A 14,777-nucleotide genomic window follows, 5' to 3' on the forward strand; every position below is an offset into this window, starting at 1 on the left:
TGATAGATCGACTCTGCTTAGCACAGGTATTTTAATATAAAACAGAACCTATTGAGGTGGGTTTTTAATTTTCGGGCACTTGTTCTTGTATTGAATGTGTGCTTAAATTCAAAAAGTTTCCTGAGTGTGATAATACGTTTTGTAAGATAAATGGTGTGTCTGGCGCTGTTCCGCTATATTGTGTTTCTCCATTCATATCAACATCATTATTATTATATCCAGAAACCGTAAAAGTTGGAAAATTTAAACCATTTCCAACATCATTTAATACATTAGATAAGATACTTGGTGTATCTGGACTGGTACCTAAATATTGAACTTTTTTATCTGCATTAACATCTCCTGACCATAGTGCTACTATATTGGCTGGCATGCCAAAAGTAGTTTGCGCATTAGAACCAAAAGTGATTTGATTATTGGCATCTGTAAAATCAACCGAGGTTGTAGTGCTAGACAAACATACTGTTGCTGCACTCATTATACCTAAGTGATTACGATGTTTAATTACCACATAATAATCTCCTGCTGGTTGCTGAAATTCTAGATTAGAAAAACCATCTACACCTACTACCATTCCATTTCTTAATAATAAAGCAGACTGACTATCTACAATAGTTGTATTTGAAACAGCAGCTCTTAATTCTATATAAACCCAATCCACGACAGCATTGGTTCCTGTAGTATTAAATACAGAAATATCACAAGATAATCCATCTGCATACGGACTTGTAGTTGGCACTAGATTAGCTACACGCAAATCGTCACGCATTAAGGCTTCTTCTCCGACATTTGGGTTTATGGCAGCACCTTGTATATATACTTTTGGACTTAATTCAACGACGCTGCTAGCAGTTACAGCAATCGTATAGTCTTCCACTTGACCATATCCGGCTCCTAAACAAGGATCTAAATAATTGGTAGTATTATATATTTTCTTAACTCGCATTAAAGTATTACCAGCAGTAACACCCGCGGGTACAACAATCATCCCCGTAGCTTGTATGCCATCGATTCCGGTTGAGTTAAAAATTGTTTCTGTAATCTCATAAACTTCACCGCTATCATCCAAAATACCATTCTGGTTCCAGTCGATAAAAACAGCAAATCTATTTGTATAACTACCATCTGTATTTCCTTCCAAAGCAATTGGATAGGACATTCCTTCTTCCATTGCTCCAACAATGAGTGTAAAGTCTTCCTGTGCTGTACCTCCCAAAGTAGCACTTGTTACATTACTAATGCCCGCAACATCAACCAAAGTAATAGGTTCAACATTGGTAGTAAATTCTATAGAACCGCAATAAAATTGTCCTACTACAATTGATGCAGTAGCTGAATAATCATTACAACTATCATTTGAAGCTTTTACTCTATAATAATAGGTTGTATTTGAAACTACTGTAGTATCCGTATAAGAAGTAACATTAGCGTCAACACCAGCTCCCACAGGGACAATCCAAGTCGCACCTCCGTCGTCAGATCGTTCAATTAAATATCCTAATTCATTTGTTGCGTTATCAGTCCAAGATAAACCTACTCCAAATGAATTATTTGAAGCAGTTAAACCCGAAGGATTGATTACAGATGTAGGTGTAGCTCCCAATAAACTATAAGCAGTATGACTAAGTCTTGTTGCTAAACCATTTGCTATTCGTGTATACTGTTCTGGCGTAAAAATTCCACCACATGCATCTGAATAATATGACATCACATTATCGATATCTGGTGTATAGGTAAGACCATTTTCATCTTGCGTACTAACGCCATTATTTATAAAGTTACAATTAGCATCATTGCTACCATTTGGATCTGCTTCTGTATCACATAATAAATCACCAGTCGTACTACAATTGGCATTTGGTCCAGTTCTAGGAACATTTTCAGCGTTGGCACCTGTATTCCCATTTCCTGTACCCTGATGTGTATGTGCTAAGTTAAGAAAGTGTCCAAACTCATGCACGAAAGTTCCATTAGGACCATTTAATAGACATCCATTAGCCATTAGCATATTAAGAGTATTTGGATCATTACTAGGAAAACGGGCATAACCACAAGCTCCTCCAAAATTAGGAACAGTGATGCTAGCCACAAAATAGACATTCACGGCATCATAAATAGAGTTAGCAGCAGTCATTGCAGCCTCTTCAGTAGTATCGAATGTATACAAAGTAGAACTATTGATAATATTTACAGAATGTATATAAAATTCAATACCCGCGGCTAGATAGAAATTATTCAAATTTGCTACGCCTTCATTTACATCTGCCATCGAAACTCCTCCATTTCCGGCATCATCCGTAACAATATGAATTCTAATAGGCAAACATGTAGTACCTGCATTTTCTCTCTGTGCTCCTGCCTTATCCACAACATTAAGTGTATATCTTATTTGCTTTTCAGTCATAGGTGGAGTACCGCACAAAAAGTTATTTTGAGCTGTATTTTCTAACGGTTTTGTTAAATTTTGGCTATTAAGTTGAATGCTAAAAAAGAGAACGAGCGATATAAAGAATGTTTTTGTACTAATCTGAGAGATTAAGTAGGTCATAATATGTAATTAAACGTTAATAATTGTGAAATTCGTTGAATCAAGTAATCAAAATGTGGTTAATGTTTCTAAATTAATATAAAAAAAGTACACTAAACAACTAAAGTTAAAATATTCTTAGCGACTGAAAAATAGTTTTCATGAGTCTAAGTAAAACAAAAATGCCTGTTTTAATATTTTTGAAACGGGCACTTATACTCTTGGAGATTATTTTTTTAATTATTGCTTCACAATCCGTTCGGTGGTCGTTCTATTTTCTACAAAATAAAGTGCGAATCCAAGTTTCGTTAAATCATTTTTTAATTTTCTCAGGAGTTTCTTCAGTTGATCGTATAATTAATTTCTAATTTAGTCTGAAGCATATACAAATATATGACTTTAAAAAGCACTAATTAATTTATTTATAGGTTTTAGACACATAGGAATACTTTTTAAAAGAAACCAATACAATTAAACTTAAAAAGAGTACGCTATTTTTTTATTTCTTTTTAGAAATATAATAAGAAAAGTTCTTTCTAAAGGTCACAATTATTAACTTTACTAAATGTCAACACTCCAACTTTTTTCACTCTACGCAATGTTGTTTTTGTACTGTTTTGCAGGAATCAGTCATTTCTGGAAACCAAAAATATTTCTCAGCATTACGCCAAAATGGGTTCCATTTCCTGGAATTGTAAATATTCTTGTTGGAATCATTGAAATTGCACTAGGAATTCTATTATTAGTAGAAACTACACGTTCGTATGCTGCGATTGGAATTATAGCATTGTTGATTGCCGTATTTCCTGCAAATGTATATCACTTTCAAAAAGCAAGACGAAAAGGGAAATTGGTTGTTCCAACACTTATTAGACTTCCAATTCAATTACTATTGATCTATTGGGCGTATACGTTTGTGTGATTTAATACAACTCAACCACCATTTTAAAAGATTCGCAATATATTAGTGTTTTTTGATAGTTTTATTGCAGAATTCGCAATAAAAATGACCCCGAAACCTTCTCGCAGCAATGCGACAAGCTTCCGGGAAGTCCCGAAATGTTCCTGCAGCTCTGCGACAAGCTTCCGGGAAGTCCCGAAACGTTCCTGCAACTCTGCGTCAAGCATCCGGGAAATCCCGAAACGTTCCCGCAGTCCTGCAACAGGCTTTCGGGAAACTTCAAAAGGTCTCGCAGCTGTGCAGGAAGCTTTTGTTGAACTTCGGAACGTTCTCGCAGACGTGCAGCAGACTTTCGGCAAAGTTATGAACCTTCTCGCAGTTATTATCTATCTAAAAAATAAGTATTAAAAAAAGCAAACCGAAGTTCGCTTTAAAGATTAGTCACTATCGCCTGCTATGCTTTTTTGACAATACATTTCTGTACAATGTGGACCATACTCACTACAAATCCTCCAGTAACTCGCACAAGATATACCAGCTCCGTTTATAGTTTGTTGTTGTTTTTTGCAACAGACATGTCTGAATTTGTTACGCCTTCTACAACAGTAGCAGCAAATTCTGATTGGACTTTAGTAAACTTCTATGTTACTAATCCGGATTTAATTCTTATAAATTCAGGTGATGGAAGTATTGATTATCTCAACGATAGTCCATTGGGACATGTTGCTGCTATTAAAATTATTCATAATGAAACAGCTTCTTTTGATGGAGTAACAGAAACTGGAACATTAAAAATAGACAATTTTAGTTTTTCGTTACTTCTATCATTAGAGGAAAATAAAAAGTTGAAAGCTAAAATATATCCAAATCCTTTCAATGATATCCTATTCCTTGAAATGGATTCTATAAGTAATGGAAGATTAACAATTACATCTATTCATGGGCAGGAACTTATTAATACCTCATTTTCTTCGACAAACCAACTAAAAATTGATGCATCATCTATAAAAAGCAAAGGAGTTTATTTCTTAAAGATTGAAACAGCTTCGGGAGCGTTGACAAAGAAGATTGTAAAGCGTTAGCATCCGCTTTTTTTCTTAAATCATCAAACAAAAAAAGCCACCTCAAAGAGATAGTTTTTAACGGTTCGTATTGATTGATGGTTCTATTAAAGTGTTTGTGCAATTGTTTGATTCCAAATGCCCGTTGCAGCAGTTTTTTGGACAAATTCAGAAAAATCGATTGCTTTTCTGCCCAATACCTGTTCAATATCATGCGAGATGATTTGATTTTCTGCATTACCTAAAACTTCTTTAAATAAATAGCCAAACAACCATACATAATCATCTGGCAATCCAGCAGCTTTCATGCCTGCTATATAATTTTCTAGTGAAATGGCTTGAAAGTTAATTTCTCTATTACTTCCGTTGGCAATTTCCTGAATGGCTTCTTTAAAAGTTAAGGTTCTCGGTCCTGTAACTGTGATTGTTTTTCCGTTATACGAATCATCGAGTAAAGCTTTTGCAACGACTTCAGCAATATCATCTGCATCTACAAAAGGAATTTTAGCTTCTGGCATCGGTAATGCTACATGACCTGCCAAAATAGGTGCTAAAAATGCCGCTTCACTAAAGTTCTGATTGAACCATGAAGCTCTAACGATGGTGTAATTTAACCCAGAATTAGCAACAATCTCTTCGCAGGCTTCTGCTTCTTTTTCACCTTTTCCAGAAAGTAACACAACTTTATCCAAGCCTTCTTTCAATGCAACCTCGGTGAGTGTTTGGATGGCTTCTTTCGCGCCAGGAACTGCCAAATCGGGATGATACGTAATGTATGCGCTGTCCATTCCTTTCAATACTTCTCTGTAAGTAGTTGGATCGTTCCAATCGAATGCAGGATTGTTATTCCTTGAACCGATGCTTACGTTTTGTTGTTCGTTTTTTAATAATGTTGCGACTCGGCGACCTGTTTTACCAGTTCCTCCGATAACTAAAATGTTGTTTTTCATTGTTGTTCAATTTATTTGATGATGTATTTATTTACTTTGAATTTGATATAGCTTCTACAAAATAAAAACTTAAGTATTTATTGAAAATTTAGAAATAAGTATCTGATTTTCATTTTTTTATTTTAGTTCATATCATTTCTATTTTAGATTAAAGAATTCATGAATCTTCGATTTCGTTTTCTTTGCTCGCACAAAGAATACTGAATCAAGTTCAGCACAAGCTTCAACAAAAGAAAGTGCGCTTTTTAGTTCATGCATTTATACTTTAAATTAAAGTATTCATGAATCTTCGATTTCCAGAGGTGTTTTTATCTTTCTCTTCGGAAAGCTAAAACCGCACTCATTTCACTAAATTTTAGTTCACAATTTTCTATTTTATTAAATAGGAGTTCATGAATCTATGATTTCTCCAAGGCTTCAAAAATTCTTAACGTAAAATGATTGCTACACTGCGGAAAAAGAATCCGTCGCTAATAGCTTTTATGTCGAACTCAGGTTATTTACTTTAAGTAGACTTATTAATAAGAGTAAAAAAGAAAGAATACTTGTGATGGTTCGGATTAAATGCAATCGATTCCACTCGACTTCAAAGTGAGTTCGTAAGTTTTGTAATTGCGCTGTATTTGCTGCTGCTAAGTCGGTTTTGTCTAGTAATTCATTTAACGGAACATTCCCAAAAATGGTAACTAATACCACACCCAAAAAGTACAATACAGTAGCAGTTATACTATGTATTAGGAATGAACTCGGCACATTTTTAAATATAAAAATATTGACAACTTGAAGCATAAATGATCCAAAGAAAACGATCATAAATGTCGGATTGATGATTGCCCGATTCATTTGTTGAAAAGCTTGTAAATAGCCTACGTTGTCTAGTTTGCCAATTCCTGTGGTGACAGTATTTGTCCATGTGAAACATAGTCCTGCTGAAAGTCCCGTTAAAAGCGTTGCAATAACTAATATTGAAAGTTTGATTGATAGTGTCATGTTTCTTATTTTTTGTGGAAATAATCCATGTTAATACTTGTTGCTGTTCGTTTTTTTTGATGACAGACATTACATTTATTGGTAAGCACGAAAAATGCTTTTTCTGTGGAAGTTGTTGTTGCTGTTTGATGAATAGATGCATTCGTTTGAAATGTATTCGCTGTGCTATGAAGTGTCATAAGTACAGGAATAATTCCAAGGTTGATCATAATTATTTTACCATAAAAGTGTCTCATAATGAATCATTTAATGATTACAGAGACAAAATTCTTGAAAATGATTATTTTCTAATTGACCGTTTGCGCCAATGTTTTGACACTTTACGCCAAAGCAGTAAAATTGTTAGAATTTACGGTATTCTATTGGTGTTTTCCCTGTCCATCTTTTAAAAGCACGATTAAAAGCACTTTGTTCAGAAAAACCAGTTTTGAAAGCAATTTCGGCAATGCTTACATGTGATTTTGAAAGAAGATATTTGGAGAGTTCTTCTTGTTTTTTTTGAATTAAATCGCGGAAAGTGACATTGTTTTTAGAAAGTCTTCGAGTTAATGTTCTGGCGCTCATTCCCATAATTTCGGCAAGTTGCGCAACACTTGGAATTCCACTCGGAAGTGCATCTTTAATTAAGTTTTCAATGTCAGTTACAATTTTATTCGAATTCAGTTCAATGCCTTCCGTTGCTTCTTTCACGCGTTCTACTAAAAAAGCATTGATACTCGCATCGGCTTTGGTTGTTCGCATTTCTAGCTGTTCCGTTTTATAGGAAATAACATTGTGCGATTGGTTAAATAAAATAGGGCATTGAAAGGCTTTTTGATAATCGTCAAGCTTTTTAGGCGCGCTGTGTTTGAAGGAAACTGATACAGGATAAGTTTTTTGATCGCCAATTGCCTGAATCACCACAACAGTTGCCGAAAATGTAGCTTCGTTTGATAATTCCAAACCGCGTCGATGCGCATCGCGAAAGAGGTAAATTTTAAAAATGTCTGTGTTTCTTTCCACTTTAAAAACATACGTGTCCGAAAGTAATTTAAAATAGCGTTCGCTTCTGTCAAATATTTCGCCAACCCACGAACAGGTTTTCCATGCCAAGCCAAGTACGCCATAATCATCAATTTTCATTTCTTGTCCAACTCTAACTGAAAAACCAGCGCCAAGTTTTGCATCAAGGAGTTCGTGCAATTCAAAAAAATGTTCGGCTGGTACTGCATTTAAGTTAGGAATTGCTTCTACTGGCGTGGATAAATTGTTGAGTTCATCAATGTGCAATCCTTCGCTTAGCGCGTGATTGATCATTTTACGATATAAACTCATGGAAATATATTTCACAGAAAAATACTTAAAAAACTAAAGTACTAAAAATAGCAAAATTTTCATGTTTTAAGAAGCAACACTTACATTACTTCCAAAAAAGCAGCCAAACCGCGACGAATTCTTCTAGTGTGAGTTCACCATCAATCGTGAATAAAATATCGCTTCTAAATGTTGTACGACCTTGGTAGACTTTTCCATCTTCTGTAGTTGCAATAATGTCAAATGAAGAAATGGAATCACCTTTGTAAATGATACCATCTTGTATGTTGAATAAAATATCGCCTTGAAAAAAAGAATTTCCTTTGTAAACTCTTCCATTTTTAATTGTTGCAATAAGATCTTTTATAAATGTGAAATTACCTTTGTATATTTTTGAATCTTTAATGGTGAAAATAACATCCAATCTAAAATTTGAATCACCTTTATATACTTTCCCTTCTTCAACAGTACACACTAAATCTGTTAAAAATGTAGAATTGCCTTTGTAAATTTTTACTTGCGCCAATAGTGTGATTGTTGAACAAAATAGGAGCGTAGTGATGAATAATTTTTTCATGTATGAAAGATAGGAAATTCTGTCATTCCTGCTGTAGTTTATCTTGAGCGATAGTCGAAAGACAGGAATTAAAAACTAATGAATCCTCACATACACACACTTCAAATACGCACCTTCTTTAAACCCAATCGGATGATCGATGTCGTGTTGCGTAGTTTCAGTAATGGTATAATTTGCGTTGTATTTTTGCAGTGTTTCTTCTACCAAATCAAAGAACATTTCGGAAGTGACTCTAGAGCTACACGAAGCAAGTACAAGTATTCCTTTCTTTTGTACCAACTTTAATCCAAGATGCGTCAATTTTTTATAACTCGCTAATGCTTTGTCAACTTCTGTGGCGCTTTTCGCGAAAGATGGCGGATCAATGACAACAATGTCAAATTTCTTTTTTGCTATTGCAAGCTTTGCTAACTCGTCAAAAGCATCGCCTGTAATGGTGTGATGTGTTCCTTTAAATTTATTTAGTTTGGCATTACTTTTGGCAATTTCGAGCGCAGGTGCACTGATATCCAAACTCGTGACTGCTTTCGCGCCGCCAACTAATGCGTGAATGGAAAATCCGCCAGCATACGAAAACACATCTAAAACCGTTTTTCCCTTGGCTAGTTCACCTACTTTTTTACGATTCGCTCTGTGATCTAAGAAATACCCCGTTTTGTGACCGTGAATTACATTTGCAGAGAAGTTTACGCCATGTTCTTTAAAAACAATCACTTCATTTTTGAGTTCACCATCGAGAATCTGTCCGTCAGTAAAGTTGAATTGATTTTTTTCTTTTTGCACATTTCGGCTCAATCGTAACACTGTTGTTGTTGCTTTACTAACTTTAATCAATTCTGGCAAAATATCTTTTAAATGATAAAACCAAAACGAAGCGTATAGCTTTACTACAAGCACGTTATCATACACATCGGCAACCAATGAAGGTAAGCTGTCATTTTCGCCGTAAATGAGCCTGTAACTGTTGGTATCGGTTTGTAATAATGGAATCCTCTTTTGATACGCTTCCTTCACTTTTTTTGCAAACCATTCCGAATTGATTGTCACAGGCGAATTGGTGTGTAATATTTTAATTCGGATGGGCGAATTCGGATCGTAAAATCCGCAAGCAAGGAATTTATTTTTTCGACTATCAAATATAACTGCCAAATCTCCAGACTTTCCTTCTTTGTTCTGTTTGATGATGCTGTTTTCAAAAACCCAGGGATGCCCTTTTTTAACCAACGTTTCCGTAGCGGGTTTTAGTTTTATGGCAATTTTACTGGTTGCTATATTTGGTAATGCGATCAAATTTTCTGCTTTGTTTTTATTTTGAGCAAAAGTAAGGTTTTTTGATAGTATTGAGTGGTTAGTAGTGAGAAATGAGTTTTTAGTTTTCTGCTTTGTCATTCCTGTGAAGGCAGGAATCTATTTTAGTTTGTTTGTTGGTAAGAGTTTAGAAACTCGCGCTAGCTTAAGGGCTTTTTAAAATGGCAAGTCATCCTCAGAAATCTCTCTTTCAATTGTGTCTAATCTTTGCCAAATATTATTGATTATTACTTTTCGTTTGTCTTTAGATACTGACTTAATAAAATTTAGAAAATCTTTTACAATATCAACATCAATTTCTCTTTTCCTATAGTACCTGTAATCTCCTTTTACAAAACACTTTGCAATTGAGTTATGATTTTGGATATAAGTTTCTAACATCGAATTCCTATAGACACCTTCAAGCTCCGTTATTATCTTATCTATGTCAGTAGTGTATTCAGAGTCAACATTGATTTTTGAATAAATATCAGATAAACAACTTGCAAAACGTAAATAGATGTTTTTATCTTCTCCATTAAATTCGATTCCAATTGACTCATTAGAGGTTATTTTTCTTTGTACCTCGAAAAATGAACCCATTCTTTTTTCGTAATCGTGAAGAGTCATTTTCTTAAGTAGAGTGGTATATGAAAAATTTTGGAGTTCGTTTTCGGTAATTATTTCTTCAAACAACTTACCAATAAAATATACTTCCGTTTTAAAATCATAAATTTTATTATCGAAATCAGCTGGTGGATTGTATCTCCAGTTAAGGGAAATACTCTTGTTGTAGTTATCGTCAAAACCAATCTTTTTCCCAAAACCAAAATCAATAATTTTGACGGTTCCATCATTGGCAACTAAAATATTATCAGGTCTAATATCTCGGTGAAGAATTTTGTTAGCTTCCAAGTTTTTGAATCCTTCTATTGTTTGAGTAAAAATGTCATTTAATCTGTCAGGATTTTCTTTTAAAAACTTATAAATATCACTCCCTTTAATATGTTCCATCAGAATGTACCCTGTATGCTGTTCAGGATATAAGTAATAATTAAATACTCGAACAATATTTTTGTGGTAGATTAAATGAAGAAGTTTTATTTCTTGCTTGAAATTGTTGAAGAATAATTGTTGATGTTCTTCATAGAAAGGAGAGTATTTTTTACATACAAACCTCTCATTAATTATTTCATCCTCAAGAAGAACTGTTCTTCCAGTTCCTCCTTGTCCAATTTCATCAATGAATTTATAATCTTTAGCTCTTAAAAACTCAATTACTTTACCTCTCATTTTGTTTTTTTGCAATTGCATCTAACGTATATATATAACAGGAGTTTTAAGTTAAAATCCTTGTTATTTTCATTAAAGGTAAGTCATTCATTACAACTATACAATGTGGTTTTCCGTAACATAATAAAAACCATTCGTGAATTCGTGGCAAAAAAGAACAGCCAGGAACATCAATAAACAGATTACTTCAGTCATACTTACTTCGTAATGACGTTATTTTGATTATGTTTTTGGAATCAGTAAAAACTATTCTAATTGTATGTTGAGATTCCTGCCTGCGCAGGAATGCAAAAAAGCCACCTCATTGAGATGGCTTTTTAAACAAACAACTAAATTCTAAAACCTATATAGTTTAGAATTAACGTTCAATATTTTATGCTTAGAAACAATATTCGTTTTCTGCGGTCATTTTTTCTGCAATTTGGTTACGCAATGCCACTACATTTGGCATGTTTGCATATTTTGTGAAACGTTTCAGTCCCATTAACATCATGCGTTGTTCATCACCTTCTGCAAAGGAAACAATTCCTTCTTTTGCTTTTGTTGAGATTTTTTCTACTGCGTTGAATAAGTTCAATCGCGTCATAGCAATTTGAAGTTCCTGAGAATCTTCACCGAAACGTTTAGCATTCTTCTCCGTACGTAAAAGAGACGATTCTACCATGTAGATTTCGATTAAGATATCGGAAGCAGCCATTAATAATTGTTGATGCTCTTCTAGTTTTGGTCCAAATTTTTGAACCGCAGAACCTGCAACCATTAAGAATACTTTCTTCAATTTTCCTAATAATTCTTTTTCTTCTGAGAATAATTCAGAGTAATCTGGAATGTCAAAAGATGGAATTCCCATCAATTCATCCGCAACTTTCATCGCTGGACCTAATAAGTCAACATGACCTTTCATTCCTTTTTTAACCAACATTCCCACAGCTAACATTCTGTTGATTTCGTTCGTTCCTTCATAGATACGAGAAATACGCGCGTCTCTCCAAGCAGATTCCATTGGCGTATCTGCCGAGAATCCCATTCCGCCAAAGATTTGAATTCCTTCGTCGGTAATAAACTGTGTATCTTCAGAAACTTTTACTTTTAGGATAGAACACTCAATAGCATATTCTTCAACACCTTTTAATTCTGCTTCATGGTGTGAATTTCCTTCTGATTCACGAATCGCAATTCGATCTTCAATATTTTTTGCTGCTCTGTACGATCCAGATTCTCCAACGTAACAAGCAGTCGCCATTTCAGCTAATTTTGCTTTGATCGCTCCAAACTTTGCAATTGGAGTTTTGAACTGAATACGATCATTCGCATATTTTGTTGCTTCTGTAATCACACGACGTTGTGCATCTAAACAAGCTGCTGCTAGTTTGATACGTCCAACATTTAAAGCATTCATCGCAATTTTGAAACCGTTTCCTCTTTCAGAAAGCATGTTTTCTACAGGAACTTTTGTTTCATTGTAAAACACTTGACGTGTAGATGAAGAGTGAATTCCTAGTTTGTTTTCTTCTTCTCCTAAGGTAATTCCGTTTGGATTTTCAGCATCATATTCAACAATAAATCCTGTGATGTTTTTGTCATCTTCAATACGTGCAAAAACAATCATTACGCTACAAAAACCTGCATTTGAAATCCACATTTTCTGCCCAGAAATCAAATAGTGTTTTCCATCGTCTGATAAAACCGCTTTTGTTTTTCCTGAATTCGCATCCGATCCTGCACCTGGTTCTGTTAAACAGTACGAACCAAACCATTCTCCACTTGCTAGTTTAGGAACGTATTTTTGTTTTTGTTCTTCTGTTCCGTATAAAGTAATTGGCATGGTTCCAATTCCTGTATGCGCTCCAAAAGCAGTTGCTATCGAACCTGTTGCACCAGAAATATAATCACAAACCAACATCGTAGAAACAAATCCCATTCCCATTCCGTCATACGCTTCAGGAACTGAAATTCCTAAGAATCCAAGTTCACCAGCTTTACGCATGATTTCTTCTGTTAATGCATAATCTTTCTTTTCGAAACGTTCTTTATGTGGCCATACTTCACGATCGATAAATTCTTTTACCGATTCTTTCATCATTTGTTGCTCCTCCGTAAAATCTTCAGGAGTAAATACATCTTCGCATTTTGTTTCTTTTACTAGGAATTGTCCTCCGCGTAAAAGATCTGTTTTTAGTTCTGTGCTCATTGTTTTGTTAGATATTAGAAAAGAGAAAATAGAGCATAGACCTTAATTAAGCCCATTTTGAAATCCCATTGTCATTCGTTGGAATTCTTCTATCTTTTCTTCTAGATTTTTTAAAGTGTCATTGTTTATATATTTTCTATGTCTTGCTACTAATAGCTGTGTTCCTAATTCAAAAGACGAACCTGAAGCGATATCCAGAAAGTGACTAAAAGATTTATTTGTTCTAGCTGAACCTTCTGCAATATTACTAGGCATGGAAATAGAGCATCGGCTAATTTGAGAACTTAAATCGAATCGTTCGTGTTTTGGAAAATCAATTAACATATCAGAGATATCATTCGTGATTTCTAAACTTAATTTCCAAATTTTTAAATTCTTATAATTATGTCTCTTTTTAATAGCCATTTCGTCTTTGTTCTCTGTTTTTTTCTCCTTTTTCTTTTAAGAAAGAAATTCAAAAACTCCCGCAGCGCCTTGTCCGGTTCCTACGCACATGGTGACCATTCCGTATTTCCCTTGCATGTTACGCTTACGCATTTCGTCAAATAGTTGCACTGATAATTTTGCTCCTGTACAACCTAATGGATGTCCTAAAGCAATGGCACCACCATTTACGTTTACGATGTCTTGGTTTAAATCTAATTCGCGCATTACAGCTAAGGATTGAGAAGCAAAGGCTTCGTTCAATTCAATTAACTCAATGTCGCTTTGTTGTAATCCTGCTTGTTTTAATACTTTCGGAATTGCTTTTACAGGTCCAATTCCCATGATGCGGGGTTCAACACCTGCTGCGGCATAGTTAACTAAACGTGCAATTGGCTCCAGATTTAATTCCTTCACCATTTCTTCACTCATGATTAATACAAACGCTGCTCCATCACTCATTTGAGATGAATTTCCAGCAGTAACACTTCCGCCAGCAGCAAATACAGGACGTAGTTTATTTAAAACGGCTGTACTTGTTCCTTTTCGAGGACCTTCATCTTTCGTTACGGTGTAACTTTTCGTTGCTTTTTTACCGTTCGCATCAATGTATGTTTCATCCACAGTAATTGGAACGATTTGATCTTGAAAACGATCTTCAGCCTGAGCCTTTAATGCTTTTACATGTGAATTGTATGCAAATTCATCTTGATCTTCACGAGATACTTTAAATTGGTTGGCAACAGCTTCCGCCGTATTTCCCATTCCCCAATAATAATCTTCATGACCTGCGTTTACGATGTCGTAGTTCAATTCTGTTTTGTATCCTGTCATTGGAACTGAACTCATGCTTTCCGCGCCACCTGCAATAATACAGTCAGCCATTCCTGCTTGAATTTTCGCAGCGGCAATTCCGATCGTTTCTATTCCTGATGAACAAAAACGGTTTACCGTAACTCCTGGAACATCTACAATGTCTAATCCCATTAACGAGATTAAACGTGCCATATTTAATCCTTGCGAACCTTCTGGCATTGCATTTCCAACAATCACGTCATCAATACGTTTTTTGTCAAAATTTGGCAATTCATCCATCATGTATTGAATGGTTTCTGCTGCCAATTCATCTGTTCTTTTAAATCTGAACACACCTTTTGGAGCTTTTCCAACGGCGGTTCTGTATGCTTTTACTATATATGCTGTTTTCATTTTTTTTCTGCTTTTGGCTATTAGCTTTTGGCTTCTAGCTTCTAGTTATTTGTTAAAAAGTACCAATAGCTATGA

13 protein-coding genes are annotated in these 14,777 nt (G+C 34.9%); 2 read left to right on the forward strand and 11 right to left on the reverse strand.

Annotation, left to right across the window (positions count from 1 at the left end):
• Positions 1–64: 64 nt before the first annotated feature.
• Positions 65–2,404 carry a GEVED domain-containing protein gene (locus H2O64_RS04285; RefSeq protein ID WP_187560910.1) on the reverse strand — a complete coding sequence of 780 codons (2,340 nt, stop codon included), beginning with the start codon at positions 2,402–2,404 and terminating at the stop codon, positions 65–67.
• A gap of 688 nt (positions 2,405–3,092) precedes the next feature.
• On the opposite strand from H2O64_RS04285, the gene H2O64_RS04290 reads away from it, so the two are divergent.
• Together H2O64_RS04290 and H2O64_RS04295 are read left to right on the forward strand one after the other, a co-directional pair.
• The gene (locus tag H2O64_RS04290; protein ID WP_187560911.1) at positions 3,093–3,449 is read left to right on the forward strand and encodes a DoxX family protein; all 357 of its coding nucleotides are present in this window, start codon (positions 3,093–3,095) and stop codon (positions 3,447–3,449) included.
• Between the two features lie 464 nt (positions 3,450–3,913).
• The gene (locus H2O64_RS04295) at positions 3,914–4,510 is read left to right on the forward strand and encodes a T9SS type A sorting domain-containing protein (RefSeq protein ID WP_187560912.1); all 597 of its coding nucleotides are present in this window, start codon (positions 3,914–3,916) and stop codon (positions 4,508–4,510) included.
• An 86-nt stretch (positions 4,511–4,596) separates the two neighbouring features.
• Here H2O64_RS04295 and H2O64_RS04300 read toward each other — a convergent pair whose 3' ends face one another.
• From H2O64_RS04300 to H2O64_RS04345, 10 genes are all read right to left on the reverse strand, one after another.
• On the reverse strand, positions 4,597–5,439 hold the full coding sequence (locus H2O64_RS04300; RefSeq protein WP_187560913.1) for an NmrA family NAD(P)-binding protein: 843 nt from the start codon (positions 5,437–5,439) through the stop codon (positions 4,597–4,599).
• Positions 5,440–5,919: 480 nt separating this feature from the next.
• Positions 5,920–6,429, reverse strand: a complete 510-nt coding sequence (locus H2O64_RS04305) for an anthrone oxygenase family protein (protein ID WP_187560914.1) — start codon at positions 6,427–6,429, stop codon at positions 5,920–5,922.
• 5 nt (positions 6,430–6,434) lie between these two features.
• Positions 6,435–6,665, reverse strand: coding sequence for a hypothetical protein (locus H2O64_RS04310; protein ID WP_187560915.1), 231 nt, complete (start codon positions 6,663–6,665; stop codon positions 6,435–6,437).
• A gap of 106 nt (positions 6,666–6,771) precedes the next feature.
• Positions 6,772–7,743 carry an AraC family transcriptional regulator gene (locus H2O64_RS04315; RefSeq protein WP_187560916.1) on the reverse strand — a complete coding sequence of 324 codons (972 nt, stop codon included), beginning with the start codon at positions 7,741–7,743 and terminating at the stop codon, positions 6,772–6,774.
• An 85-nt stretch (positions 7,744–7,828) separates the two neighbouring features.
• Positions 7,829–8,299: a hypothetical protein gene (locus tag H2O64_RS04320; RefSeq protein WP_187560917.1), complete on the reverse strand. Its 471-nt coding sequence runs from the start codon at positions 8,297–8,299 to the stop codon at positions 7,829–7,831.
• Between the two features lie 75 nt (positions 8,300–8,374).
• Positions 8,375–9,589, reverse strand: coding sequence for a class I SAM-dependent rRNA methyltransferase (locus tag H2O64_RS04325; protein WP_235982764.1), 1,215 nt, complete (start codon positions 9,587–9,589; stop codon positions 8,375–8,377).
• Between the two features lie 174 nt (positions 9,590–9,763).
• On the reverse strand, positions 9,764–10,879 hold the full coding sequence (locus H2O64_RS04330; protein ID WP_187560919.1) for a protein kinase family protein: 1,116 nt from the start codon (positions 10,877–10,879) through the stop codon (positions 9,764–9,766).
• Between the two features lie 379 nt (positions 10,880–11,258).
• A complete protein-coding gene (locus H2O64_RS04335; RefSeq protein ID WP_187560920.1) occupies positions 11,259–13,070 on the reverse strand; it encodes an acyl-CoA dehydrogenase family protein in 1,812 nt (603 codons plus the stop codon).
• 42 nt (positions 13,071–13,112) lie between these two features.
• The gene (locus H2O64_RS04340; RefSeq protein WP_187560921.1) at positions 13,113–13,475 is read right to left on the reverse strand and encodes a four helix bundle protein; all 363 of its coding nucleotides are present in this window, start codon (positions 13,473–13,475) and stop codon (positions 13,113–13,115) included.
• A 36-nt stretch (positions 13,476–13,511) separates the two neighbouring features.
• Positions 13,512–14,702 carry an acetyl-CoA C-acyltransferase gene (locus H2O64_RS04345; protein WP_187560922.1) on the reverse strand — a complete coding sequence of 397 codons (1,191 nt, stop codon included), beginning with the start codon at positions 14,700–14,702 and terminating at the stop codon, positions 13,512–13,514.
• Positions 14,703–14,777 lie beyond the last annotated feature (75 nt).

The organism is Kordia aestuariivivens, assembly GCF_014397005.1.
Classification (GTDB): domain Bacteria; phylum Bacteroidota; class Bacteroidia; order Flavobacteriales; family Flavobacteriaceae; genus Kordia; species Kordia aestuariivivens.

Excerpts from the sequence above, each read along its gene's own strand:
- H2O64_RS04310 (WP_187560915.1), bottom strand. The coding sequence starts at position 6,665 with ATGAGACACTTTTATGGTAAAATAATTATGATCAACCTTGGAATTATT.
- H2O64_RS04340 (WP_187560921.1), bottom strand. The coding sequence starts at position 13,475 with ATGGCTATTAAAAAGAGACATAATTATAAGAATTTAAAAATTTGGAAA.
- H2O64_RS04295 (WP_187560912.1), top strand. The coding sequence starts at position 3,914 with ATGTGGACCATACTCACTACAAATCCTCCAGTAACTCGCACAAGATAT.
- H2O64_RS04285 (WP_187560910.1), bottom strand. The coding sequence starts at position 2,404 with ATGACTGAAAAGCAAATAAGATATACACTTAATGTTGTGGATAAGGCA.
- H2O64_RS04345 (WP_187560922.1), bottom strand. The coding sequence starts at position 14,702 with ATGAAAACAGCATATATAGTAAAAGCATACAGAACCGCCGTTGGAAAA.
- H2O64_RS04335 (WP_187560920.1), bottom strand. The coding sequence starts at position 13,070 with ATGAGCACAGAACTAAAAACAGATCTTTTACGCGGAGGACAATTCCTA.
- H2O64_RS04300 (WP_187560913.1), bottom strand. The coding sequence starts at position 5,439 with ATGAAAAACAACATTTTAGTTATCGGAGGAACTGGTAAAACAGGTCGC.
- H2O64_RS04330 (WP_187560919.1), bottom strand. The coding sequence starts at position 10,879 with ATGAGAGGTAAAGTAATTGAGTTTTTAAGAGCTAAAGATTATAAATTC.
- H2O64_RS04320 (WP_187560917.1), bottom strand. The coding sequence starts at position 8,299 with ATGAAAAAATTATTCATCACTACGCTCCTATTTTGTTCAACAATCACA.
- H2O64_RS04315 (WP_187560916.1), bottom strand. The coding sequence starts at position 7,743 with ATGAGTTTATATCGTAAAATGATCAATCACGCGCTAAGCGAAGGATTG.
- H2O64_RS04305 (WP_187560914.1), bottom strand. The coding sequence starts at position 6,429 with ATGACACTATCAATCAAACTTTCAATATTAGTTATTGCAACGCTTTTA.
- H2O64_RS04290 (WP_187560911.1), top strand. The coding sequence starts at position 3,093 with ATGTCAACACTCCAACTTTTTTCACTCTACGCAATGTTGTTTTTGTAC.